Consider the following 22,831-nt stretch of genomic DNA (forward strand, 5'->3'; position numbering starts at 1 on the left):
ATAAAGCTTGTGCCGCACTCTCTATGATTGAGAGTGCGGCACAGGCTTTATATCAAAACGTTACTTTGTATGCGACAGAATCTCGCGCAGGCGAGAAAGGCGATGCTCAGCCTCCACAATGCGCACGGTTCCCGAGGAGGAACGCATGACGAGCGACTGGGTGGTCACAATATTCTTGCCGTAGCGCACCCCGCGCAGCAGCTTGCCGTCGGTAATACCGGTTGCGGCGAAGAAGCAGTTATCGCTGGTGACCAGATCGTCAGTTGTGAGGATGCGGTCAAGATCGTGCCCCGCAGCGAGCGCCTTTTCACGCTCAGCATCGTCGGTGGGTGCTAAGCGGCCCTGAATTACGCCTCCGGTGGCCTTGATAGCGCACGCGGCGACGATGCCTTCGGGGGTTCCGCCGGTACCGAGCATCACGTCAACACCGGTTCCTTCACGGCAGGCCGCAATAGCTCCCGCAACATCGCCGTCAAGGATAATGCGGGTACGTGCACCGGCATTACGAATCTCTTCAATGAGCTTAGCGTGACGCGGACGATCCAGAACGCACACGGTCAGTTCGCTTACGTTCTTACCCTGTGCCTTAGCGACCAAGTGAAGGTTCTGTTTGACGGGCAGGCGAAGATCTACGAACTCTGCGGCTTCGGGCCCAGTCACCAGTTTTTCCATGTAGAACACGGCGGAGGGGTCGAACATAGAACCTCCGTCTGCTACCGCGATGACGGAGAGTGCGTTGTCCATGCCCAATGCGGTCAGACGAGTTCCGTCGATGGGATCTACCGCAATATCGAGGTTAGGGCCGATACCATCGCCAACAACTTCGCCGTTGAATAGCATGGGAGCCTTATCTTTTTCGCCCTCGCCGATCACAACGGTTCCGTTGAAGTGCACGGTCGAGAGACGGTAGCGCATCGCGTCCACGGCGGCACCGTCCGCGCGGTTCTTATCGCCTGCGCCCACCCAGGGACCGGATGCGATGGCTGCGGCTTCGGTGGCGCGCACCAATTCCATAGCTAGGTTGCGGTCGGCGTGGTTATTGTTTTCAGTCATTGCTCACCTTCGAGGTCGTTGTCATGGCCGGTTGGCTGGTTCGTTCCAGCGCTTTGAACCGGCACCTCCTGTTTACTAGCATAACGCGCCCGGCGGAATGTTCGCGTGTATTGAACGGGTTTGCGTGGGCGCATGTACCGTGGTGAACATCCGCCCAGGTGGGTGTGGGAAACGGTATGTCTTAGAGCGTATGAGAGAATGTGTGAGTGGAAAACTCTCAGAATCACGCGCATACACCGGCTGAGAGCGATGGTCAGAACGCTCATGCGCCGAAGGCTCACGCAGATGCTTCTACCGATTCATCTGTTGTGCCACAAATTACACAAAAACAGGCGAAACGCATTAATGCTCCGGCGCGCAATATGATTATTTCGATGCTGGCGATGGTGGCTATCCTCATTCCGGTGCTCTGGCTCATGCCGCAGCCGGATAAGAATCCGTACCGCCCGCAGGTGAATTTATCACAAGTAGCGGCTGAATCTACCCAGCAGGCGGGTTTTCCGGTGGCGGTACCGCAGCTTGAGGGTTGGCACTATAACTACGCGCGGTGGACGGGTAATACTCCCGATAATATCCCGTACTTTAAGAGCGGACAGGTGACCAGTAAAAATCATTTTATTGAGTTGATCCAAGCGAAGGATACAAACCCTACCTGGGTAGCTCAACAGGTCGATAACGCCGCGAAACAGGGCACCGAATCTATCGGCGGCGTGGACTGGGAAGTACGTTCAGCCACCTCGAAGAAGAACAGTGAAAAAGTGTACTCTTACGTGGCGCAGGTGCCTTACGGTGACGGCAAGACGACAACTGTGATTCTCACCGGCACGGCAGACCCGGCGGAGTTTGCTCAGCTGGCGGATGCGACGGTCGCCTATATGAAAGCGCCGACGATGACGACCTCCCCCAGTGCATCCAATACTTCTAATATTTCGTGATTTTCTCTAGCAAAATGTACGGTCTGTTTTCGGTAAAATAGAGGGAAGATACCTCTCACTTTAAGGAGCCTGCTCATGGGTTCTCGTCCGGTTCAACCCACCGCTGAGTACGTTTTGGAACGCCTGCAGGAGGGTAACGCACGCTTTGTACGGGGCGAGCTTTCGCATCCGCACCAGGATGTAGCACGTCGCGACGAACTCACGGGCGGACAGTTTCCTTTTATTACGATTTTTGGGTGTGCGGATTCGCGTACACCACCGGAACATATCTTTGACCTGGGTCTTGGCGATGCTTTTGTGGTACGCACCGCGGGGCAGGTTCTTGATGACGGTGCCCTTGGTTCGTTGGAATATTCCATCACCCAGTTCAAGGCGCCGGTGCTGATCATTATGGGACATCAATCTTGCGGGGCTGTTCAGGCTACCTGCTCGTCGGTGGAATCGGGGCAGCTTCCGGGCGGATTTATTACGCGAATAGTTGAGACTATTCAGCCTACGGTGCTGGCCCAAGAACTTCCCCACGGCGAGAAGCCAAGCCAGTATGTGAACGAGATGGTACGGGCTCATACGTCTGCGACGGCTTCCCGTCTGCTTCAGGAATCGCGCATTATTGCCGATGCAGTTGCTCGCGGCGAGACCATTGTGGTGGGTTGCTTCTACCATTTGGATTCCGGCGCGGTCGATATTGTCTTTGACTCGCGCGAGGTGAAGTAGTTCCCACGCGTTTTATATACGAAGGAGGCGGTAGCCACCGCCTCTTTCGTGTTATCCACCCGAGAAAACCAACATAACCCCAGAAGCTCCAACAGGCTTTACTTGAGTTCATACGGTACCGCCACACAACCCCACAGCGTGGTGAGTATCATCATGCACGGTATTTTCCAAATGTTCCGATTTTTACACGAAGGGTATGAAAACCCGCCATTTTGAGCCCTAAACTAGAGTTATGGCTGAAAATATTGAATACCGCATTGAACATGACACCATGGGCGAAGTTCGCGTGCCCGCCAACGCACTCTACCGTGCACAGACTCAGCGCGCGGTCGATAACTTCCCGATTTCGGGGCAGACCCTCGAATCAGCCCATATTCGCGCTCTTGCCCTCGTTAAGAAGGCAGCCGCGACCGCCAATGAGGAACTTCAGGTGCTCGATGCTGAGCGCGCCCAGGCTATCCGCGAGGCGGCGGATCTGGTAGCAACCGGTGAGTACGACGAGCATTTCCCCATTGACGTCTTCCAGACCGGTTCGGGCACCTCGTCGAATATGAACACCAACGAGGTTCTGGCAACGCTGGCAACCCGTTCCCTGGAATCACGGGGCATTGAAGTTCACCCCAATGACCATGTGAACGCCTCCCAATCTTCCAACGATGTTTTTCCCACCTCCGTGCACGTTGCCGTGACCGAGGCACTGGTCAAAGAGCTGATCCCTTCCCTTGAGGTTCTCGCTGCATCGTTGGAAAAGAAGTCCGCAGAGTTCAAGGACGTCGTCAAGTCCGGACGCACCCACCTGATGGATGCAACCCCCATTACCTTAGGCCAAGAATTCTCTGGCTACGCCGCTACCGTGCGTTACGGCATCGAACGTGTGAACGCTTCCCTGCCCCGCGTGGCTGAAGTTCCCCTGGGCGGCACCGCTGTGGGTACCGGTATCAATACCCCGGCAGGCTTTTCGGCACGTGTGATCGAACTGCTTGCCGAAGAAACCGGTCTGCCCCTGACTGAGGCACGTAACCACTTCGAGGCGCAGGCAAACCGCGACGGTCTGGTTGAGGTTTCCGGTCAGCTGCGCACCCTCGCATACGGTCTGATGAAGATCAGCAACGATATCCGTTGGATGGGTTCAGGCCCGAACACCGGTTTAGGCGAGCTGCACATCCCCGATCTGCAGCCTGGCTCGTCCATCATGCCCGGCAAGGTAAACCCGGTGATTTGTGAGGCTACTATTCAGGTTGCGGCACAGGTAATTGGTAATGATGCGACCATCGCGCTTTCCTCCACCAACGGAGCCTTCGAGCTGAACGTAGGCATTCCGGTGATGGCGGCTAACCTGCTCCAGTCCATCCGTCTGCTCGCCAACGTTTCTCGTGTGGCGGCAGAGAAGATGATCGACGGCCTGAACGCCAACGTAGAGCGTTGCCGCTTCCTGGCGGAGGCATCGCCCTCGACCGTAACCCCGCTGAATAAGCTCATCGGATACGAAGCCGCCGCGAAGATCGCCAAGTATTCCGTGGCAAACAAGGTCACCGTGCGCGACGCCGTTGTGGCTTTAGGCTACGTTGAACGCGGCGAAGTCACTGAGGCTCAGCTCGATGAAGCCCTAGACGTCACCAAAATGCTGGGAAACTTCTAGTCCGAGCATACGTTTTCACACGAACAAACACTCCTAGAACATAGTTGAGGGGCCTCTACACGATATGTAGAAGCCCCTCAACGTTTGAGCTAAGACCCGCGGTGCGGGCGGATAGATAAATCTCTATCTCAGAATTTTGCTCGGTCTATTTGCCTTGTTCGTACTGATAGATGAGTTCCGCAAAGTCGGCGCGAGTAACGGCACCATCGGGCTGGAACCAGCTTTCAGACCAGAAAACAAGCCCCTTCTTCTTCAGCCAGGTACTCTCTCGGTAGAACGGAGAGTCAGCCGTCATATCGGCATATAGGGATTGTTCCGGTAGGTTCACGCCAGGTTCCCCAGCGTAACGGTACAAAAACGCGGCCATACTGGCGTGAGATGCAGCCGCCTCGGGGTGGAAATGACCATCACTCCAACCGAAGCTAATACCACGTTCGCGTGCCCAAATAATCTCCCGGTAGTGTGGGTGGTCTGGGGTAACATCCACATAGGGAGACTCCTGCGGAAGAGTAACCTGAGGGCTTCCTGCCAGGCGGTAGAGGGTCACAACTGCCTGTTCGCGGGTTATAGCATCGTAGGGGCGGTAATAGCCGTCCGCGCTATCGACGAGCTGTCGCTGCGAAGCCCAAAGAATCGCATCGCGGTGTGCGGTACGATCGCGCACATCCTTGAAATCCGATTCGGGTGTAGGTTTCTCACCGGGTGCGGGCTTGGGGTTTGGCGCGGGTTCGGGGCCCGGCTGGGGCTCTGCCGGTTTGGGATTTGGAACCGGTTGATCCGCAGTCGTTAACGGGAGCTTTTGGTGGGCTTCGAAGATAACATCGTCCTTCGGATCCTTTGGATATACCCCCGTACTAAGCTCATATACGTGCCCGGTTTTGAGGGTATTCGCGGGAATGGTGAAGGTTGTCTGGAAGGTACCGTCGGTAAAGCCATCGTAGAGGTCTTTCTCTTCCACCCGGTAGGTATAATCCACTGGATGAGTGAGAACCGCGCCCGTCGATTTGCCGGTCTTCGGGTCTATCTCGTTAATAACGAGATTCATACTTTGCCCCTGTATCTCGGCGTTCCCAGAGCCATAATATCCAGTACCGGTCACAGTAATCTCGGTATCGGCGGTCGGGTTCACAGCGGGAACGCTCACGTTCAGCTGCGGTGCTTTACTCTCCGAGGAAAACTCAACATCCAGGTATTCAGTCAAAGCGTTGTTTGCCAACGTTCCGTCGGGATTAATGACCTGGGTTCCGATGCGGTAGCTACGGCGTGCATCCAGACCCGCCGGATAGGGAAGCGCAGTTTCAAAGAGGCCGCTCTGCGAGAGCTGCTCGGCAGAAACTTTCACCGATGACACGGTTCTTTCCTGAGTAACAACCTGACCTCTGGGCCAATCACCCTCAATAAGAGAAACCTGCAAGTATCCGCCTTGAGGAATAAACTTTGGGTCATAGCCGGTACCGCGCACCTTCACGGAGTCTTCCACCAACGAGTTAGGCTTACCCTCGACTTCCAGATTGGTGTTCTGGCGTGCGACCAGCACCGGTGCCTGGGTGTTGTATGCTGTGGTGGGCAAGATTTCATATCCTTGCGCCTGCTGCGTTGTCGAGGTCAGGGTACTGGTGACGACATAATCGAGTTCCGGATGGAAATCATTCAGCGGCAGCGGCTGGGTATTCAAATAGACCTCAAAGGTTCCGTCATGAATCTGCGATGCGGGAACATTCACATACCCCAGGTTGTATACGCCGTATTCCGTAGTGAAATATGGGGAATTAGCTGGTGTATCTGAAGGGGTAACTTTGAGGCTGACCTGCTGATCTGCCGCCACACCGTAGAAACCGGTTCCTTTGATTTTGAGCGTCTTCCCGTAGTAGGGGTTGACTTCATCGGGGGTTTCGACCACGAGCTGCGGAGTTGCTTGAGGTTCCTGATCGGCCACAACCTGCGGGGTCACCGTAGCGGTGGATGCAGGGGTTGAAGCACCAGGATCGGTGACAGCTCCCGCTGGGGTCAGCGGAAGCACTAAAGCGCCTGCCACCACGAGGGCACAGGCGCTACGTCCGAGAGCATTTCTGGCTCTTCCGGGCGATTCGTTAGGTGAATTGTTTGTAGGGTAGATAAGAGACATTATTATTCTCCATTTGTATAGATGTGGTTGGGAGTGAGCGAGTTAAATCTCTCAACACTCATATTCACCTTATCAAACCTTTAACTCAAAATACAGGGTTTTCCCATTTAAAAATTTCTTTTGGAACATAATTTAATTCTTATCCCAGCAATGTATACGCTATAAATATTACCCCCTCACACAATCTACTTCGCTGATATATCAACGCTAAATACCCATGAAGCAACATATACTTTTCATAAATACGCCACATGTTTATTGTCACAATATTATGCACAGGTTTATTTTTTAACGGTGTGTTACATCTGAAAAATACATAGATATTTTCGGTGGTAATCTTCTATAATTTACAGATTTTAGATTTTTACAAGAATCCGAAATTAATGCACAAAACCCCCATTTTTATTTTTCTCAGATATGAACAACGGTAAGTACGAGAAAAATACTCAGATACGATCTTGGGAGTACAAACGGTCTCCAACGCATAGCAAACAGATATTATGCGGGCGCGCGGCTATCGGCTTAAGGGTGTATTAGAGGGAGTATTGAGGGTTACCGAGAGGATTCAGGTCCATCTTTGGGAGCGTGAAATACATAGTCAAAACGGCAATGTCCGTCATAGTTCAGCGCCGCATCAATGCGGTCGAACATTCGCTCAGAGAGCATAGAACGCTCCTGAGGATCCGTCACATCCACCCATCGCACCTGTGAAGATTCTTCGTCATTCACCCGTGCCTGCCCGGATATCCACCGGCACAAAAACGTGTGATCTAAAAACTGGCAACGGTCCCCATTGCTAAAGCGCATCGCGGGGTCAGCCTTGACCTGAGCAAGCTCTAGAACCTCAATACGCACGCCAGCCTCCTCATAGGCTTCACGTATGCAGGTAAGCGCCGGGTTCTCGCCAGGATCGACAATACCCGTCACGGGAGTCCACCGACCGTTATCGCTGCGTTTAACCAGCAGTACCTTGCCATCCTCATCGCGACGGATCACTGCGGTAGCGCCTGAAAGCCATAAATACTCGTGACCAATTTTCTTGCGTAAATTCACGATGTACTCGGGGGTAGGCATCAAAGCTCCTTTCGTCGATCAGTGGTTTTGGTCAGAGACCCTTAGAACGATAGGAATGAGTAGCTTGGCACCAGAACCGCCGCCATCATTCCTATCAGCATAAACGGTCCGAAGGCTATGCGGGTGCGCCGTGTAACGGACCTGCTCAGTACCAAAACCACGGCGCATAATCCGCCCACAACAAAGGTCACCAACGTCGCCCATAACAGGTTAGCCCACGAGAAGTAGCCGATGAGTCCACCCAGCGCGAGAGCAAGTTTCACGTCCCCTCGGCCCAGCGCCCCGAAGGAGAGCATTCTCATCAGGACGTAGAAGGCCCAAAGTACAAGACCACTCCCCCATACACGCAGGATAGTTCCCCACTGTCCGCTCAGAGCAGCAACGACCGGCAAAGCGGTGTGGGTGGCAAACACGAAGGGGAATACGATGCGGTTCGGTAGCCTGTGTTTCCGCAGATCCCAGCCCCACAGTTTTACCGTGCACCCGGCTGCGTACAGCAGGTAAAGAATCAGCAGAATACCGGCGATCCAGCCGGATACTCCCTGTGTAAAGAGTTTCGAGAGTTCTTGAAGCATGAGTGGCTAAGATCCAAAGCGGCGGGTGCGACCCGCATAATCCCGCAGGGCACGCAAGAAATCTACCCGCGTAAAATCAGGCCAGAGAGCCTGGCAGAAATAGAATTCCGAGTAGGCGCTTTGCCAGGTCAGAAAACCCGAAAGGCGCTGCTCACCAGAGGTACGAATCAGCAAGTCAGGATCGGGCATATCGCGGGTGTACAAGCGACGCGAAATATCCTCGATGTTCAGGGTATCTGCCAAATCACGCATCGAGCGGCCCTGAACCTCGGCGTCAAGAATAAGTTCACGCACCGCATCCACAATTTCTTGGCGTCCGCCATAGCCAACCGCGATATTCACGCGCACCCCCGGCAGGGGCGCGGTCTCTGCTATAACCCGCTCCAGGGTGTTGCGAAGCTCGTGGGGAATAAGGGAAACATTACCAACCGCGTGCACGGGCCCCTGTTGCGCGGTATGCAGCCGCTGCAGAAATTCGTCGATAACGGCAATAAGCCCGGTAAGTTCATCGGCGGGTCGCTTGAGATTTTCGGTTGAGAGCATATATAACGTGACCTGAGGTATGCCCAAATCGGCGCACCAGCCCAGAAAGTCAATGATGCGCTCGGCTCCTGCCGCGTGCCCCTCACGGGTGCTCAGCCCCCGCTGTGCGGCCCAACGCCGGTTGCCGTCCACCAGCACACCGATGTGTGTAGGAAGCATCTGCGGGGTTAAAGAAGTTGCCATAGAGCGTTCATAGACGCTCGGCTCCGGGGAGGTTCCCGGTTCAGAGGGAACCCCATGCACGGTAATAACGGGCAGCGCCAGAGTATCAGCGGGCGTCATGCTGATCGTCCTCGGACTCTGTATCCTGCTGGGCTTGCTCGGCCTCTTGAGCGGCTGCATATTGTGCACGGTACCGCAGACGGCGAGTACGCCGGGTCATGTCGATGCCAAGAATAATGACGAGGAGGGATAGCGCCGCAGTTGCAAAGAAACCGCCAATACCGGGCGAACCTGCAACAGACCCATCGGGGTTGGCGGCTGGGGTGTTATCTGCTGCGAGCGCAACACCGTGAGCGGCAAATGCCACAAGGTCGGGGACTGTGGCGAGCGTATCAAGAATGAGGTGGCTCATGACTATCCTTCTGAACATTCCGGTTTCTAGCGGTAAGCCGGTCATGTGTGATTGTCTAAGTCTTCATTCTACCGCGTGACATCTTGTATATTCCCGCCTGAGGTTCATGTTTCAGCTGGGAATGCGCCAAGAGTTTAGCTATGTTCACAGTACTCAAGGCCCACAAGCCTCTGCATCGCCAAGGGGCACCGCATGATCGCTTACGGAGGCTATAGGCTAGAAAAATATACCGTCACTTAGGGAATGTTCCGGCAGGGTTACCGGCACCCGCGAGTCGATAAGTGTATAGTCTTCCCAAGGCCAAATATGCTTCTGCTCATCGGTAGAGATCGCAAAGAAAATACCTTGCGGATCCACCTGTGAGGAGTGCGATAAAAGCGCCTGATCGCGATGGATGAAGTAGTCACTGCAGAGAATTCGCGTGGTGGTTTCGTGCCTGGTGCCGTCTTGGGCATCATTGAAACGGTGCGCCATATGTTCGATGAAACCTTCAAAGACGCTCTCGCCCCGCTGATCGAGCAGGTACTCGTGCAGGGCGACGGTGCGTTCGGGGTTGAAGGCACGATCATAGTAAAGCTTTAGGGGTTTCCAGGGCTCGCCTTCCCCCACGTATGCTTCAGGGTCACCAGCCTTTTCGTAGGCCTCGACGGCAACCTTATGAGTCATGATGTGGTCGGGGTGCGGGTATCCTCCCACCTCGTCATAGCTGAGAATAATATGAGGCCTGTACTCGCGTACGAGTCTTACCAACGGTGCGGCGGCCTGTTCGAGAGGCAGTGTACCGAAGCTGCCGAAAGAAAGTGGGGGAAGAGGGTCGCCTTCGGGCAGACCGGAGTCCATGAACCCTATCCACCGATGTTCGATGCCTAAAATCTCAGCAGCACGGGCCATTTCGGTGCGGCGTAATCCGGGCAGGTCACGGTGTGCTCTGGGAGCGTTACGAATTTCTTCGTTAAGGATGTCCCCGCGTTCACCGCCTGTCATGGTGGCAACCATATAGCGGGCGCCGCGGGAGGTATAAGCGGCAGCGGTCGCGGAACCTTTAGAGGATTCGTCGTCCGGGTGAGCGTGAACGGCTAGGATACGCAGCCCTGCGTATTCCTCATCAAGAGGTTTAAGATCCTGCACTGCGGGATGTTCAGGCAGAATTGCTTTGATTTTTTCTAGCGCGTCGCTCACGTTAATCCTTATGATGACAAAGGGCTTATACTGTGGGGTTTAAAATGGTAGAGATTAAGACCATCTCCTAAAAGTGTAATCATACAGAAATAGCGCAAGAAAACCACCCTAAATGAAGCATTATGACGGTGTAAAGTATCGTGGTGCAGACCATCTTCTGTACCGCATCGTCCACTAGACACCATGAGAAGAGAACTATGACAGATCCTTCACACGCACAGGCGAGCGAAACGGCAGCTACCGGTTCTCATGCCGATACCCTAGCGCAGCGCTACGGCGCTAAACCTGTTCGGCAGCGTGCCCTCTCCACGCGAATGTGGGTGCTTCTTGCTGCCTGTGTTACGGTTGTGGCGGGCGCTTTTGTGGTGTGGATACAGATGGATTCTCAATCCCGCCCGAGTGCACGCGATACCGGGTTTACCCTCATCAGCAATGACGAGGCGCAGGGACGTTTCGAACTCTCTAAAAACCCACAAGACACCGCGGTTTGTTCGCTTAAGGCGCTTAATTCTTCCCGTGTTGCGGTGGGATGGGCCGACGTCGAAATTGGTCCTAACAGCGCAGAGCAGGGCAACACCCGAGTCACACAACACAGCGCGAACCTGCGCATACTTTCGGAGGCAACCACGGTTACCGTGGATTCCTGTCGGCTTAAATAGCCGTATCACACCCACGATTCGGTGAGCGCTCAGCGAAATGATACACGCCCTAACACTCAGATATTTAGGGCATGTGTACTTTCTGCCCTAGAATAGGGTGATACTTTCCAGGGGAGAACCCCCAGACCAACGCGCCGGTTTTATACCGGAGCATAACCAAAGGAGAAGCATGGCTGAAAGCAACGGCGCATGGCTCACTCAGGACGCATACGATCGGCTGACTCAGGAGCTTGAATATCTCTCAGGTCCGTATCGTCAAGAAATCGTTGACCGCATCGCCGCCGCTCGCGACGAGGGAGACTTGCGTGAGAACGGCGGATACCATGCGGCACGCGATGAGCAGGGTAAAAACGAAGCTCGCATCAACCAGCTCAAGCATCTTCTGGAAAACGCCCAGGTCGGAGACGCCCCCAGCGATGACGGTGTGGTTGCCCTCGGCATGGTTATTGAGGCCGAAGTAGCTTCCCGTTCCATGAAGTTCCTGCTGGGCTCTCGCGAAATTGAGGAGACTCTGCCCGCCAACTCTGATTTGAAGGTCTTCTCGGAAAAGTCTCCGATGGGTGCGGCGATTCTGGGGGCCAAAGAAGGCGATGAAGTCACCTATCTTGCTCCCAACGGCAAGGAATTGACCGCGAAGATTGTTTCAGTCAAGCCTTTCCAAGGCTAGAATCACGAAGCTTTAAACGCACGGTGGGGTTCGGTTATATGACCGAACCCCACCTTTATATCCTGTGGTTTTATGCCAGATGACCTCTCAAAAATTAGTACACCACGATGGGTTTGAAGCCTTCTTCCTCCAAGGCCGAGATAACCTGACGGCAGTGTTCCACGCCTTTGGTTTCCATATCAATCGTAATGGAGACATCGCCCATCGACAGGGAACCGCCTACGCGCGTGTGATCCACGCCGGTAACATTCGCGTCATTCTCCGAAATGATGCGCGAGATCGTCGCCAGCTCACCCGGACGGTCTGAGAGCATCATCTTAATCGTCATATACCGACCCGCTGCCGAAAGACCACGCTGAATCACCTTCAGCATGAGCATCGGGTCAATATTGCCGCCCGAGAGCACACATACGACAGTTCCCAGATCGCCGTATGTTTCCTTGAGTTTGCCGTTCATGAGCGCCGCCACCGGAACCGATCCGGCGGGTTCAACCACCAGCTTATTGCGTTCCATCAAGAAGATAAGGGCCCTGGCGATATCGTCTTCACTCACCGTCGCTACATCGTCGACAAGCTTCTTGATAATGGAAAACGGCAGCTGACCGGGGCGTCCCACCGCAATGCCATCTGCAATCGTCGAGACCTTCTTCAACGGGACAAGCGCATCCGCAGCCAAGGAAAGCGGATATGCCGCCGCATGCTCAGCCTGCACACCAATGATGCGGATCTTTTTACCCAGCTGTTCTTCCTTCGCACGGACCGCCGCCGAAAGACCAGCAAGCAGGCCACCTCCGCCAACGCCCACAATGATGGTATCGACCTCAGGCACCTGTTCCAGGATTTCTAATCCGATCGTTCCCTGACCCGCAATAATATCTTCGTTATCGAAGGGATGCACAAACACCGCGCCGGTCTCTTCGGCATAGCGTTTTGCTTCAGCCAGCGCCTCGTCCACGGTCGTACCGTGCAGTTCGACCTCGGCGCCGTGGTCGCGGGTTGCGGTCACCTTCGGAAGGGCTGCACCTAGGGGCATGTAAATACGCGCCTTGATACCCAGTTTCGCCGCTGCGAGAGCAACCCCCTGTGCATGGTTACCCGCAGATGCGGCCACCACGCCGCGCTTCTTTTCTGCATCGCTGAGTTTTGCCATGCGCACATAGGCGCCACGCACTTTGAAGGAGCCCGCACGCTGCAAATTCTCACATTTGAAGAAAACTTCCGACCCCAGTTTGAGGCTCAGGGCACGAGAATGCGCCACAGGGGTTCGCTCGATAACCCCGTCGAGGAGCGACGCTGCTGTCTCGATATTCTCCAGGGTTACGGGTAGATCGGTTAGGGGTGCGTTCACATCGGATCCGTTCTGTACGCTCTCATCAGCTTCTGCCCTCTATTTTAGGCGATGAAGAAGCCTAATACAGAACAGAAAAGCCCACGTTGTTCATCTCACGCGGGCTTTTCTGGAGGGGAACTGCACAATTACGTATCGTCCTTGGAAGGCGAGACGGTTTTAGTCGCCTGTGCAGAGCTAGGCTCAGGTGCGGTGCCTTCGGAATCGTCTTCACCACGAATCGCTTCCCGCGCCTGCGCAACAACCTTCTGTGCTTTTTCTTCACGCTTTTTTGATTTCTTACGGCGCTCAACCTCATGCGGGAAGAGGAACTCTTCACGGCGCAGCTCCGGATCATCCTCCCACTGCCGTGCAGCCAAGTAGCGCACAACCGAGTTCACGACGGCGAGCACGGGAACCGCAAATAGTGCACCCGCTGCACCGAAAATCATGGATCCGCCTGCCACCGCAAAAATCACGGCGAGCGGATGCAGCGAGACCGCTTTACCCATGATGAGCGGCTGCAGAATATGCGATTCGAGCTGCTGTACCAACAGCACAATGCCGATCATAATGAGCGCCTGAACCGGCCCCAAAGCTACCAGTGCCAGCAGGACAGCGACCGCCCCAGAAATAAGGGCGCCAATAACCGGGATAAAAGACCCTAAGAAAACCAGAACGCCCAGCGGAATCGCCAGCGGAACCCCCAAAATGGCGGCGCCAACACCAATGCCCACAGCGTCAATAGCGGCTACCAAGATCTGTACCCGCACATAAGCGCCCAAGGACTTCCACCCTGCACGACCAGCACCGTTCACCGCATCACGTGCCTGCTTCGGGAAGAGCTTGACGATAAACAGCCAGATGCGCTCTCCCTCCATCAGGAAGAAGACGAGGGTAAAAAGAGTAATAAGCACGCCGGTGGCAAACTCTGCAGCGGTAGAACCAACCTCTGATACGCTCCGCAAAACGGTTGAGGGGTTATTGCTCACCGCCTGTTCTATCTGATTAAGAATCTGGTTAAGCTGATCAGCGCCCAGCTCATACCCCATGCCCTTAAGCCAGTCCACGAGCTGCTGATACCCTTGAATGGCGTTGTTGGTAAGCGAGACAAACCCCCGCACAAGCTGCTGCCCGGTAAGGGCCAGTAAAGCGGCAATTCCTAAAATCATGCCGAGTTCGGCAATAGCGGTCGCGCCACCAGCACGAATACCGTGCTTACGCATAGCGTACACGGCGGGGCTTAGAAGCGCAGCCAAAAGCGCAGCCACCATCGCCGAAATAATCAGCAGAGATACCTTTGAAAGCCCCTGCCATACAAGCCACACGGCACCGACCACTACGATCAGACGCCACGACCAGGCCGCCGCAGTATTAAGAGCGTAGGGTACGCCGGTACGGGCCAATTTCTGTGCCCGCGTATCCTGTTCACTCTCCCCTGCCGTTAGGTTTTGATGCGTACTGCCGGTGTTCTGTCCGGCTACGGATTCGCTCACTCAAATCTCCTGAAAAGTCGGTGCTATAGAAATCGTCTCTCGCCCATGCCGTTGCTGCGGCATATAGTTATTCCGCAAGTCTAGCAGGCTCAAAACAAAGAATCGGCGGCACCCACCGGTTGTGAGTACCGCCGTATCCTCAATGCTGTTAGTCCCTGTTGACCATTTCGTTGATGTACATGAGAATACGCAGAATCTCAATGTATAGCCAGACCAGCGATGCGGTCAGGCCGAATGCCAAACGCCATGACTCGCGCTCGGGAAGACCTGCCTCTACCGCCTCGGCGGTGTTGGTGAAATCCAGCAGAAGTGAGTAGGTTGCCATAGCAACGGTGAATAGCCCCACAATCAGACCCAGCGGAATGCTGGTACCAGGGATGCTCAGGCTGCCCAGGGGCGAACCAAACAGACCCGCACCAAGCCAGGAAACAATGCCGTAGATCAGGTAAGCAAACATACCGATCATGAAGATCTTGGTCATCTTCGGGGTGGCACGGATCTTACCGTTTGCAAAGAGAGCCAAGGTAAGACCGGCGACAATCACGCTTGCCAGCAAAGCCTGAATAGCGATGCCCGGGTAGCTCTTATTGAGCAGACCGGATATACCGCCCAAAAGCAGGCCTTCGGACACGGAGTACAGCATAACCAGAGCCGGAGAAACCTTACGTTTGACGGCGTTAACGATACCCAGGATCAGACCTGCGATAAGTCCCACGAACATGAGGTAGGGCAGATACCAGGAAACTGCGGCACCGAGCACCACAAGAGCCAGGTTCAGACCGGTCTTCATGATCACATCGTTCATGGTGAGGCGGTCGCCCTCGGCAACGGGAGCATAGCCGGGCTGTGCATACGGATCGTACTGCGCCTGCTGGTACTGGTCATAGTTCACTTGCTGCGGCTGAGCATAAGGCTGCTCGTACTGAGCATACTGGTTCGGCTGCGGCTGACCATACCCGTAGGTCTGCTGACCGTACTGCTGCGGTTCACTGGAGTAGTTCGGCTGTGCCTGATACTGACCCTGCGACGAGGAACCACCCGCACCAAAACGCCCGAAACGGGGATCGCCTTGCCTATTTTGCTTGGCGATTGAATTAATAAACGGGTTACCCGCCATCATTCTCTCCTTCGGTGAGATTTACAAAGAGTTTCTCAATATTCTATCGAATTCTGAGAAATTCCGGGGATTATTCCTCCATAAAAGCTCATATTCCAGGGTAATTTTGAGGTGCCATCATGTCTTTTTCACCCTAAGCTGTACTCCCCCACAGTTTAAGACTTCTGCAGGCGCTCAAAATTACGGACCTCACTCAAACTAGCCGGTTGTTTATTCGCGAAGCGGCCGCGAGTGAAAGCAGAGCCAGAATTAGGAAGCCCACCAGCAAAAGTATGAGAGTGGTGAACGCTAAGGGTAACGCGCCGATAACAGGCCCCAGGCTTGCTCCCACAAACAGAACAAAGCCGTTAAGCGCCATGCCGCTGGCACGATGCGGTGCCGCCGCATCGCCGTAGAGAGTAATCATCGAGGGGATCGCTAAAGCAACACCCGCAACATAGATGAGGCTGCATATGACGATGCCAGCAAGTACCTGCGCGCACAGTACCCCACCCAGCAGCCCAAGAATAGATAAAACGTATCCAAGCTGCGCCACGCGAAGAACCCCATATTTTTTCGCATAAGAACCCGCATAAAGGCTTATCAGCATTGCCGGAAAGGCAGCAAGACGCACCCAAACAATGCCGGATGCCGCAACGCCTAGGGTCTCAAGATGCCGCCCCAGCCCCGTATACAAGGCTACGAAGACGAGAAGAAGGGTAATGTGGGCAAGACCGTACAAGAGGAAAATAGGCTTGATACAGAGGGAACCGAGAGTCACATATTGTTTCCACAACGATGTCGTTTGTCCAGTGCCGGGGCGCTCAAGCATCGTACACAGAACCAGAGAAACGGTTCCGATAAAGATAAGACCGCACAACCCGAAGAACCATCGCCAGCCAAGGCTCAGGGCAATAATAGAGGCGAATACTTGCCCAAAAATTCCAGCCGCCAAGAACGCAGTGGACATTGCACCGATAGCTCGTGCTCGCCCGGCAGGCAGTACAGATTCCGTGAGATACGCCAGGGCGACAGGTGCGAATCCAGCGGCAGTCATACCTTGGCAAGTCCGAAGAATAGCGAGCACGCCGAGCGTAGGAGCGAAGGCGCATCCAAGGGTAGTGAGGGTAAGCACGCTCAGGGAGAGAACCACAACCTTTTTTCGTCCGTAACGATCCGAAACCGGTCCCCATATAAGAAATCCCACGGCGTAAGCAAGGCTGAAGCACAGCGACAGGGCGAACGTTGCGTTAGCTCGAAAGGCAGACGAGACCGGGGCGAGCAGCGGTATGGAAGCGTATAACTGTGCTAAGACGAACAGTGCAGTGGATACCAGAATTACCACTGCAGTTCGTGTAGCAGGATATTCTTCGGAGGTTGAAGAGGCCGATGTAGTGGTGCTTGTTGTCGTGTTCTCTGCATGGTGATACATGAGTAAACTCCAATCCAACGAAAGCGTTGGAATTAACCCTAGTACCATTAAGACGTAAATTGCAACCATAACGTTGGAAGTGTCGAAAGCGAGTATTACAGATGATGGCCTGGGATACCGAAAGTACGAAACAAAAGATCAAAGGGGCTGCTCTGACCGAATTTACCGCGTACGGCCCCGATGGGACGACCGTTGAGCGCATCGCTAAGAGGGCAAAGGTCAATAAGGAGCGTATCTACAACTATTTTGGGAACAAACAAGAACTCTTCAAGGCTATTTTGCACGAAGAACTAGACCAAGTTGCCGAAGTCGTCGGTCTTACGTCGCTTGCCACCGAAGACATTGGCGATTACGCTGGACGCATGTACGACTATCACCGAGACCATCCCGATCTATTGCGTCTGCTGCGCTGGGAATCCCTTACGATTGACGGCGAAGTTCCCCACGAGGAATACCGGCGCGACCACTACACCTTCAAAGCGGATGCGGTGCGCGCTGGGCAAGAGGCAGGTTCCGTCACGGACGATATAGACGCCACCTATCTTGTACTTTTTATTCTCGCTATCGTGGGGTGGTGGTCGGCCATGCCGCAGGTATCTCGCATGCTCTGCGGCGAGCCCACCGAAGAGGAGCACCGCAAACGTCGCGCCGCCGTGGTGGAGGCAGCACGGAGGCTAGGGCACCCACATTGCAAGTCAGATAAGAGCTAAACTCCTTTATTGGTATGGGGGCTTACCCGTCTAATTCGTCAAGCATGCTCTCTAAATAGTCGAGCACCGCACCGTCATTATTCGAGCCAATCACCCGCTGAGACACGGTCTTGAGCTCGTCTGAAGCGTGGGCCATTGCCACACCAGTACCGGCTAGAGAGAGCATCTCAAGGTCGTTATCGCTATCACCGAAGGCCACTATCTGAGCAGGGGTTATCCGCAAACGCTCACACAGATCTTTCAGCCCCGTTGCCTTATTCACACCAGCACGCACCAGGTCGATGGCACCAAAACCACTAACGAGCGGGGTTACCGTCTTCGGCAGGGTGCGCCGTAACTGTGCTGCAGCATCCGGCAGATCCCGATGCGTTATTTGCAGAGAAAATTTGATGGGAACACCACGCACCTGCTCGTAGGAGTTAATACGCTCGGTTCCGGGATAAAACATACTGGCAAAAGCAAAGGGATCGATATTCTGCGGCAATGGCTTACCCTGCACCTCAAAATAGTCCCGGATAATGTTCATAACCGTTTTTTCGCGGTTTTCCAGTATAAAGCTGCTCTCTGCCGTACACACAACAATCCCAAGCTGAGGCATACCGTTCAGTATCTCGTACACACGCGGCAGATCCTCGGCAGCAAAATGATGCACCGCAAGTTCCCCGGAATCATCCGCTACATAGGCACCATTTTCTGCGATATAAATAATGTCTCGATGTTCAAAACCATGCATATACTGGCATAATTTCGTGTAGGTATTTCCGCTTGCCACCACAAAATAAATTCCATGCCGAGACAAGCGGGTTAGGATTCTCTCAAAACGCTCAACATCGAACGTCTTATCATCATTCAGGAAAGTACCATCCATGTCTACGGCAACCATACGCACGGGCTTGTTGCTGCGGTTTTCCTGCTGTGTGGGCATCGGGGTTCCTCTAATAATCGGCATGTACAAAGGCTACGTTTATAAACACAAGCTGACTGTACGCGGGAGAGAATATCGTTCTGCTCCGCACATTTCTCCATTAATTTTAGTTTCTTTATATACACAAATCGTGTGACATCACCAAAATTCCCCCTTTACGGGCGTTTTCTTTCTATACTGTGAAAAGCATTCACTCTATGCACACATACAATCTCTAGGAATCATTGATGTTAAAAACACTGCCATCGCGCTCTGACGCGCATGTTTTTTGGTCATCTGCATCAGATCAAGGGCGTTCCTTGAAACTCGGCACAAGATTTTCCGCCGCTTTTCTAGCCCTAGGACTTGCGCTGAGCGGATGCTCCTCTGAAACTATCACAATTTCTGAGTCTACCGTCTCTGCGTCCAGCACCCCCTCAGCGAACGAACACTCTTCTACTTCTTCACAAAGCACGGAGGCCTCACAGCAACCCACGGTTTCCGCGCAGGATTCGGAACAAACACCCACCGTGACCGAGGTAGGTGAATCACCCGAAGAGAATAATGCCGATACTTCGACGGCTCATCCGGGTTCCCAAATTCGCCCCGGAACCGTCACTATCGTCAATCCTGATACCAGCTCCGTTGAGCCTCAAGGAACGGCGCCTATAGGATCTGACGAGGCTAGTGAGGCCCTGCGCATCCTCAATACCCTTCCCGTTAAAGGCCGCGCCCCTAAGACCGGGTACTCCCGTGCCCAGTTCGGAGATGCCTGGAGCGATATCGACCATAACGGATGCGATACCCGCAATGACATTCTCAACCGGGATCTCACTGCAAAACAGCATAAAAACTCTCGCGGATGCGTGGTGATCTCGGGCATTCTTAACGATCCTTACACCGGGAAGGTCATTAATTTCATGCGTGGGAAAGATACCTCGGAGCAGGTTCAGATCGACCACGTTGTGGCGCTTTCCGACGCCTGGCAGTCGGGTGCTCAGGAGATTTCAGCTCAAGAACGCTTACAACTCGCCAATGATCCCGAAAACCTTCTGGCAGTTGATGGTCCTGCGAATCAGCAGAAAAGCGATTCGGATGCCGCCACCTGGCTGCCAGCAAACGCATCATTCCGCTGCTCTTATGTGGCACGTCAGATTCGGGTGAAAGCTAAGTACCACCTGTGGGTCAAACCAGCCGAAAAAGAGGCTATGATCAACGTTCTTACACCCTGCGCAGGAGCCGCAGAAGCACCACCAGCTCCGAAGCCTGCGCCTGATACCCCCGCTCCTGTGCCCCAGGTGGATGCACCTCCCGCACAGAACCCCGCCCCGGCTTTGGCATTTCAAACCTGCGCTGATGCCCGTGCTGCGGGGTATCGTAATATGCACCGCGGTGCACCGGGATATTCCGAGCATCTTGATCGTGACGGTGACGGTATAGCATGCGAGTCACGCTAAGTCTCTGAGCCTTACCTCCGTCTGCACTCCCCTACAGATAAACATACCCCCGCCCTGACAAGCAGTAAGGGCGGGGGTTTACTGTCACAATTCTTCATCTTGAGGCCCATATAGACTCTTTAAGAGTGCAGCATCACGCCGAACCTGTGTTTAAGCTGTGTAGAACCTATGTAAAAAAGATTTATAGATGTTTACCTTTGCTTGATAAAACTTTACCTGACAACCTTGTAGTCATGAAGAATGAAATAACTAAATCTGTTGGCACCCTAATTTTCCGCGTAGCGCTAGGCTTCACCTTTGTCATGCACGGTTTCCAGAAGGCATTCCTGATCGGTCCCGCAGCAGAAGGTGCAGCGTTCGCCAAAATGGGTATTCCTGCGCCCGAGCTTTCGGCGTACTTTACCATTGGCGCCGAGCTTATTGGCGGAGCTCTCTTAATCCTTGGTTTAGGAACCCGTTTTGCGGCCGCCGCCATCGCAATCGCTATGGCAGGTGCTTTTATTTTTGTTCACATCAACGATCCCTTCATCACCAATCAGAAGACCGGCGCAGGCTTCGAGTACGTTTTCGTCTTGGGCATGGCAGCCATCATGTTCATTCTGACCGGTGGAGGCAAGTACTCACTAGATTCGTTCTTCAGTCGCAATAAGGCTTAACCGCCTGAGCGTTCTTCCAGAACGTATCTATCACTCATTCATCTACCCACCCGGAAGGCACCGTCATCGCCGGCGGTGCCTTCTTTATATGCTGTGGCCTCTCCCCTACCCGGCAATCCTATGCTTCTCATGATAGAGACACATTCGTCTCCCAAGGCATACAAATAGCCCGTCGCATCGAATACACATTGGATGCGACGGGCTAGTGTAGTGTGCCCCCAGTGGGACTCGAACCCACACTGGACGGATTTTAAGTCCGCTGCCTCTGCCAATTGGGCTATAGGGGCAAAGTCTAAACCCGCAAGACCACTACTAAGAATAGCATTAGTTTGCGGGTTTCGACGCTATTAGGCTCGCTTAGAGCTTTGCTTTGGTCTTCGCCGGTGCTGTTCCGGTAGCCTCTTGGAAAGCAAGACGCGGGGAACGTTGGTGGCGAATTGTCGTGGTGTCACGGCCAAAGAGCTGGTTGAGCGCCCAGGTCGTCATAACGCGCACGGTACGCTCGGTCGTGGGGATTGCAGAACCGTGGTAGCCGCGGTGCATAATCCATGCGAGCGGACCTGCAAGGGTCTTGCCCTTGAAGTTTGCAACGCCCTTCCACAGACCTAGGCCGGCAACCACACCGATGGTTTCGTGGTAGTAGTCGGTCAGAGGCTCGCCGCGGCGTGATGCCAGAATGTTCTTGGCGAGAACCAAAGCCTGGCGAGATGCGTGCTGTGCGTTTGGTACGCAGAAGCCGCCCACGCCACCTCCGGAAAGATCGGGAACGGCAGCATTATCGCCAGCCGCCCAAGCGCCCTCGACCACACCATTATCGCCAGCCACACGCAAATCTGCGTTCACGCGAACGCGACCGCGCTCGTCGATCGGGAAGTCAGTGTTCTTGAGCATCGGCGATGCAGCAACACCAGCAGTCCAGATGAGAGTATCGGTATCCATCTCACCGGCAGGCGACTTATCTGTCATGTTGATGAGCTGCAGGTGACCGTCGGTAGCGTCCGAGAGGGAGGTATTGAGCAGAACCTCAATGCCGCGAGCGCGAAGCTCAGCCACAACCTTCTCTGCACGGTCTTCTGGAACCTCCGGCATGATGCGCGGTGCAGCTTCGATCATCACGAAGCGCAGGTCGGATACGCTCAAACGGTCGTTACGATTAACAGCTTCGCGAGCCATGTCTTCCAGTTCGGAGATGGTCTCAACACCGGCGAAACCGCCGCCTACGACGACGACGGTCAGAGCGCGACGGCGAGCATCAGGGTCATCCAGTACGGATGCAACCTCAATACGTTCCAGCACCCAGTTACGCACGGAGACGGCTTCTTCGACAGTCTTCATGCCGATAGCAACTTCGGCAAGACCGGGGATTGGGAACGCACGGGTCACGGCACCAGCACCGAGAATGATCTCATCATATTTCAGCTCGAAGGGTTCACCATTGTCGATGGGTTCAACCGTAGCGGTACGCTCTGCATGGTTAACGGAGACAACATGCCCAGGAATCAACTCGGTATCGCGCAGGTGCTGGCGGAGCGGAACGGTAGCGTTACGGCCTTCCATCGAACCCGCAGCGACTTCGGGCAGGAACGGCTGGTAAGTCATATAGGGGTTGGGCTCTACGATGGTTACCACGCCACCGGTCTGTTTGATAGCCTTCTGAATTTTCTTGGCGACGGTAAAGCCTACGTAGCCACCACCGACAATAAGAATACGGGGACGATCCTGTGCCTTATGAAACGACATATATTGCTACTTCCTAGATTTTGTTTACCCGCTGCGCTTTAGCGCGCGAGCACTCAATGATACGTCCACATGCGCTTCCCAGGGTGCAGGATACATGGACATGTGAACGAACAGAAACTCTTAAGCTTTCTCCGTAAGCCCCGATGTTCGGTGCCGCAAACGCGAAAACACTATTTTTCCTGCATGTTGTATACCACTATTTTACGCGTTTATCCCGAAGAAAACACATTTATGTAGGCATACGAAGTAAGGAAAACCGCCCTTGGATGATAACGT

At 54.1% G+C, this 22,831-nt stretch carries 21 protein-coding genes and 1 tRNA gene; 8 read left to right on the plus strand and 14 right to left on the minus strand.

All coding sequences use genetic code 11. The annotated features are described in order from the left end of the window. Positions 1 to 60: 60 nt before the first annotated feature. Positions 61 to 1,053: a class II fructose-bisphosphatase gene (glpX, locus tag HMPREF2958_RS00270; RefSeq protein ID WP_004006091.1), complete on the minus strand. Its 993-nt coding sequence runs from the start codon at positions 1,051 to 1,053 to the stop codon at positions 61 to 63. 206 nt (positions 1,054 to 1,259) lie between these two features. On the opposite strand from glpX, the gene HMPREF2958_RS00275 reads away from it, so the two are divergent. The 3 genes from HMPREF2958_RS00275 to HMPREF2958_RS00285 all read left to right on the plus strand — a co-directional run bounded on the left by HMPREF2958_RS00275 (position 1,260) and on the right by HMPREF2958_RS00285 (position 4,341). Continuing rightward, the gene (locus HMPREF2958_RS00275) at positions 1,260 to 1,988 is read left to right on the plus strand and encodes a DUF4245 domain-containing protein (protein ID WP_070695783.1); all 729 of its coding nucleotides are present in this window, start codon (positions 1,260 to 1,262) and stop codon (positions 1,986 to 1,988) included. A 75-nt stretch (positions 1,989 to 2,063) separates the two neighbouring features. Next, positions 2,064 to 2,702 (plus strand): carbonic anhydrase, encoded by a 639-nt coding sequence (locus HMPREF2958_RS00280; RefSeq protein ID WP_070695784.1) that lies wholly within the window; start codon positions 2,064 to 2,066, stop codon positions 2,700 to 2,702. A gap of 232 nt (positions 2,703 to 2,934) precedes the next feature. Further along, complete coding sequence (locus HMPREF2958_RS00285) at positions 2,935 to 4,341, plus strand: class II fumarate hydratase (RefSeq protein ID WP_070695785.1); 1,407 nt, start codon at positions 2,935 to 2,937, stop codon at positions 4,339 to 4,341. Between the two features lie 145 nt (positions 4,342 to 4,486). Here HMPREF2958_RS00285 and HMPREF2958_RS00290 read toward each other — a convergent pair whose 3' ends face one another. The 6 genes from HMPREF2958_RS00290 to mca all read right to left on the minus strand — a co-directional run bounded on the left by HMPREF2958_RS00290 (position 4,487) and on the right by mca (position 10,411). Continuing rightward, on the minus strand, positions 4,487 to 6,466 hold the full coding sequence (locus HMPREF2958_RS00290) for an S-layer homology domain-containing protein (protein ID WP_070695786.1): 1,980 nt from the start codon (positions 6,464 to 6,466) through the stop codon (positions 4,487 to 4,489). Between the two features lie 552 nt (positions 6,467 to 7,018). After that, a complete protein-coding gene (locus tag HMPREF2958_RS00295; protein ID WP_070695787.1) occupies positions 7,019 to 7,540 on the minus strand; it encodes an NUDIX hydrolase in 522 nt (173 codons plus the stop codon). 41 nt (positions 7,541 to 7,581) lie between these two features. Then, on the minus strand, positions 7,582 to 8,115 hold the full coding sequence (locus HMPREF2958_RS00300; RefSeq protein WP_048778521.1) for a prepilin peptidase: 534 nt from the start codon (positions 8,113 to 8,115) through the stop codon (positions 7,582 to 7,584). A 6-nt stretch (positions 8,116 to 8,121) separates the two neighbouring features. Next, a complete protein-coding gene (uppS, locus tag HMPREF2958_RS00305; protein ID WP_070695788.1) occupies positions 8,122 to 8,940 on the minus strand; it encodes a polyprenyl diphosphate synthase in 819 nt (272 codons plus the stop codon). Further along, on the minus strand, positions 8,927 to 9,232 hold the full coding sequence (locus tag HMPREF2958_RS00310) for a hypothetical protein (RefSeq protein ID WP_246827959.1): 306 nt from the start codon (positions 9,230 to 9,232) through the stop codon (positions 8,927 to 8,929). The genes uppS and HMPREF2958_RS00310 overlap by 14 nt, the downstream gene beginning before the upstream one ends. 216 nt (positions 9,233 to 9,448) lie before the next feature. Next, positions 9,449 to 10,411, minus strand: coding sequence for a mycothiol conjugate amidase Mca (gene mca / locus HMPREF2958_RS00315; RefSeq protein ID WP_037231844.1), 963 nt, complete (start codon positions 10,409 to 10,411; stop codon positions 9,449 to 9,451). A 197-nt stretch (positions 10,412 to 10,608) separates the two neighbouring features. On the opposite strand from mca, the gene HMPREF2958_RS00320 reads away from it, so the two are divergent. Both HMPREF2958_RS00320 and greA read left to right on the plus strand, forming a co-directional pair. Then, positions 10,609 to 11,070 (plus strand): DUF4307 domain-containing protein, encoded by a 462-nt coding sequence (locus HMPREF2958_RS00320; protein WP_070695790.1) that lies wholly within the window; start codon positions 10,609 to 10,611, stop codon positions 11,068 to 11,070. A 169-nt stretch (positions 11,071 to 11,239) separates the two neighbouring features. Continuing rightward, positions 11,240 to 11,737, plus strand: coding sequence for a transcription elongation factor GreA (gene greA / locus HMPREF2958_RS00325; protein ID WP_004006080.1), 498 nt, complete (start codon positions 11,240 to 11,242; stop codon positions 11,735 to 11,737). Positions 11,738 to 11,831: 94 nt separating this feature from the next. On the opposite strand, the gene ilvA is transcribed toward greA, so the two are convergent. From ilvA to HMPREF2958_RS00345, 4 genes are all read right to left on the minus strand, one after another. Further along, positions 11,832 to 13,085: a threonine ammonia-lyase gene (gene ilvA, locus HMPREF2958_RS00330; protein WP_013398582.1), complete on the minus strand. Its 1,254-nt coding sequence runs from the start codon at positions 13,083 to 13,085 to the stop codon at positions 11,832 to 11,834. Positions 13,086 to 13,213: 128 nt separating this feature from the next. Continuing rightward, entirely contained in the window at positions 13,214 to 14,560 is a 1,347-nt protein-coding gene (locus HMPREF2958_RS00335; protein WP_070695791.1) for an AI-2E family transporter, read from the minus strand. A gap of 148 nt (positions 14,561 to 14,708) precedes the next feature. Continuing rightward, complete coding sequence (locus tag HMPREF2958_RS00340; RefSeq protein ID WP_070695792.1) at positions 14,709 to 15,677, minus strand: Bax inhibitor-1/YccA family protein; 969 nt, start codon at positions 15,675 to 15,677, stop codon at positions 14,709 to 14,711. A 193-nt stretch (positions 15,678 to 15,870) separates the two neighbouring features. Next, entirely contained in the window at positions 15,871 to 17,088 is a 1,218-nt protein-coding gene (locus HMPREF2958_RS00345) for an MFS transporter (RefSeq protein WP_070695793.1), read from the minus strand. Positions 17,089 to 17,189: 101 nt separating this feature from the next. Between HMPREF2958_RS00345 and HMPREF2958_RS00350 the strand changes: the two genes are divergently transcribed. Continuing rightward, positions 17,190 to 17,798 (plus strand): TetR/AcrR family transcriptional regulator, encoded by a 609-nt coding sequence (locus tag HMPREF2958_RS00350; RefSeq protein WP_070695794.1) that lies wholly within the window; start codon positions 17,190 to 17,192, stop codon positions 17,796 to 17,798. Between the two features lie 22 nt (positions 17,799 to 17,820). On the opposite strand, the gene HMPREF2958_RS00355 is transcribed toward HMPREF2958_RS00350, so the two are convergent. Next, a complete protein-coding gene (locus HMPREF2958_RS00355; RefSeq protein ID WP_070695795.1) occupies positions 17,821 to 18,723 on the minus strand; it encodes a Cof-type HAD-IIB family hydrolase in 903 nt (300 codons plus the stop codon). 299 nt (positions 18,724 to 19,022) lie between these two features. Here HMPREF2958_RS00355 and HMPREF2958_RS00360 point away from each other — a divergent pair, with 299 nt between their 5' ends. After that, positions 19,023 to 20,159, plus strand: coding sequence for a GmrSD restriction endonuclease domain-containing protein (locus HMPREF2958_RS00360; RefSeq protein ID WP_371441423.1), 1,137 nt, complete (start codon positions 19,023 to 19,025; stop codon positions 20,157 to 20,159). Positions 20,160 to 20,392: 233 nt separating this feature from the next. Beyond that, entirely contained in the window at positions 20,393 to 20,815 is a 423-nt protein-coding gene (locus HMPREF2958_RS00365) for a DoxX family protein (protein ID WP_070695857.1), read from the plus strand. Positions 20,816 to 21,028: 213 nt separating this feature from the next. Here HMPREF2958_RS00365 and HMPREF2958_RS00370 read toward each other — a convergent pair. Together HMPREF2958_RS00370 and HMPREF2958_RS00375 are read right to left on the minus strand one after the other, a co-directional pair. Continuing rightward, a tRNA-Leu gene (locus HMPREF2958_RS00370) sits at positions 21,029 to 21,102 on the minus strand. Between the two features lie 70 nt (positions 21,103 to 21,172). Next, the gene (locus HMPREF2958_RS00375) at positions 21,173 to 22,555 is read right to left on the minus strand and encodes an NAD(P)/FAD-dependent oxidoreductase (RefSeq protein WP_048751316.1); all 1,383 of its coding nucleotides are present in this window, start codon (positions 22,553 to 22,555) and stop codon (positions 21,173 to 21,175) included. Positions 22,556 to 22,831 lie beyond the last annotated feature (276 nt).

The sequence above is a fragment of the Rothia sp. HMSC036D11 genome, from assembly GCF_001814205.1.
In the GTDB taxonomy this organism is placed as follows: Bacteria; Actinomycetota; Actinomycetes; order Actinomycetales; family Micrococcaceae; genus Rothia; species Rothia dentocariosa.

Bases quoted from the DNA above. Each gene is read 5' to 3' on its own strand.
- HMPREF2958_RS00355 (WP_070695795.1), bottom strand. From the start codon at position 18,723: ATGCCCACACAGCAGGAAAACCGCAGCAACAAGCCCGTGCGTATGGTT.
- HMPREF2958_RS00280 (WP_070695784.1), top strand. From the start codon at position 2,064: ATGGGTTCTCGTCCGGTTCAACCCACCGCTGAGTACGTTTTGGAACGC.
- HMPREF2958_RS00310 (WP_246827959.1), bottom strand. From the start codon at position 9,232: ATGAGCCACCTCATTCTTGATACGCTCGCCACAGTCCCCGACCTTGTG.
- glpX (WP_004006091.1), bottom strand. From the start codon at position 1,053: ATGACTGAAAACAATAACCACGCCGACCGCAACCTAGCTATGGAATTG.
- HMPREF2958_RS00345 (WP_070695793.1), bottom strand. From the start codon at position 17,088: ATGTATCACCATGCAGAGAACACGACAACAAGCACCACTACATCGGCC.
- HMPREF2958_RS00295 (WP_070695787.1), bottom strand. From the start codon at position 7,540: ATGCCTACCCCCGAGTACATCGTGAATTTACGCAAGAAAATTGGTCAC.
- HMPREF2958_RS00340 (WP_070695792.1), bottom strand. From the start codon at position 15,677: ATGGCGGGTAACCCGTTTATTAATTCAATCGCCAAGCAAAATAGGCAA.
- HMPREF2958_RS00290 (WP_070695786.1), bottom strand. From the start codon at position 6,466: ATGTCTCTTATCTACCCTACAAACAATTCACCTAACGAATCGCCCGGA.
- HMPREF2958_RS00300 (WP_048778521.1), bottom strand. From the start codon at position 8,115: ATGCTTCAAGAACTCTCGAAACTCTTTACACAGGGAGTATCCGGCTGG.
- HMPREF2958_RS00320 (WP_070695790.1), top strand. From the start codon at position 10,609: ATGACAGATCCTTCACACGCACAGGCGAGCGAAACGGCAGCTACCGGT.
- HMPREF2958_RS00365 (WP_070695857.1), top strand. From the start codon at position 20,393: ATGAAGAATGAAATAACTAAATCTGTTGGCACCCTAATTTTCCGCGTA.
- uppS (WP_070695788.1), bottom strand. From the start codon at position 8,940: ATGACGCCCGCTGATACTCTGGCGCTGCCCGTTATTACCGTGCATGGG.
- greA (WP_004006080.1), top strand. From the start codon at position 11,240: ATGGCTGAAAGCAACGGCGCATGGCTCACTCAGGACGCATACGATCGG.
- HMPREF2958_RS00375 (WP_048751316.1), bottom strand. From the start codon at position 22,555: ATGTCGTTTCATAAGGCACAGGATCGTCCCCGTATTCTTATTGTCGGT.
- HMPREF2958_RS00285 (WP_070695785.1), top strand. From the start codon at position 2,935: ATGGCTGAAAATATTGAATACCGCATTGAACATGACACCATGGGCGAA.
- HMPREF2958_RS00350 (WP_070695794.1), top strand. From the start codon at position 17,190: ATGATGGCCTGGGATACCGAAAGTACGAAACAAAAGATCAAAGGGGCT.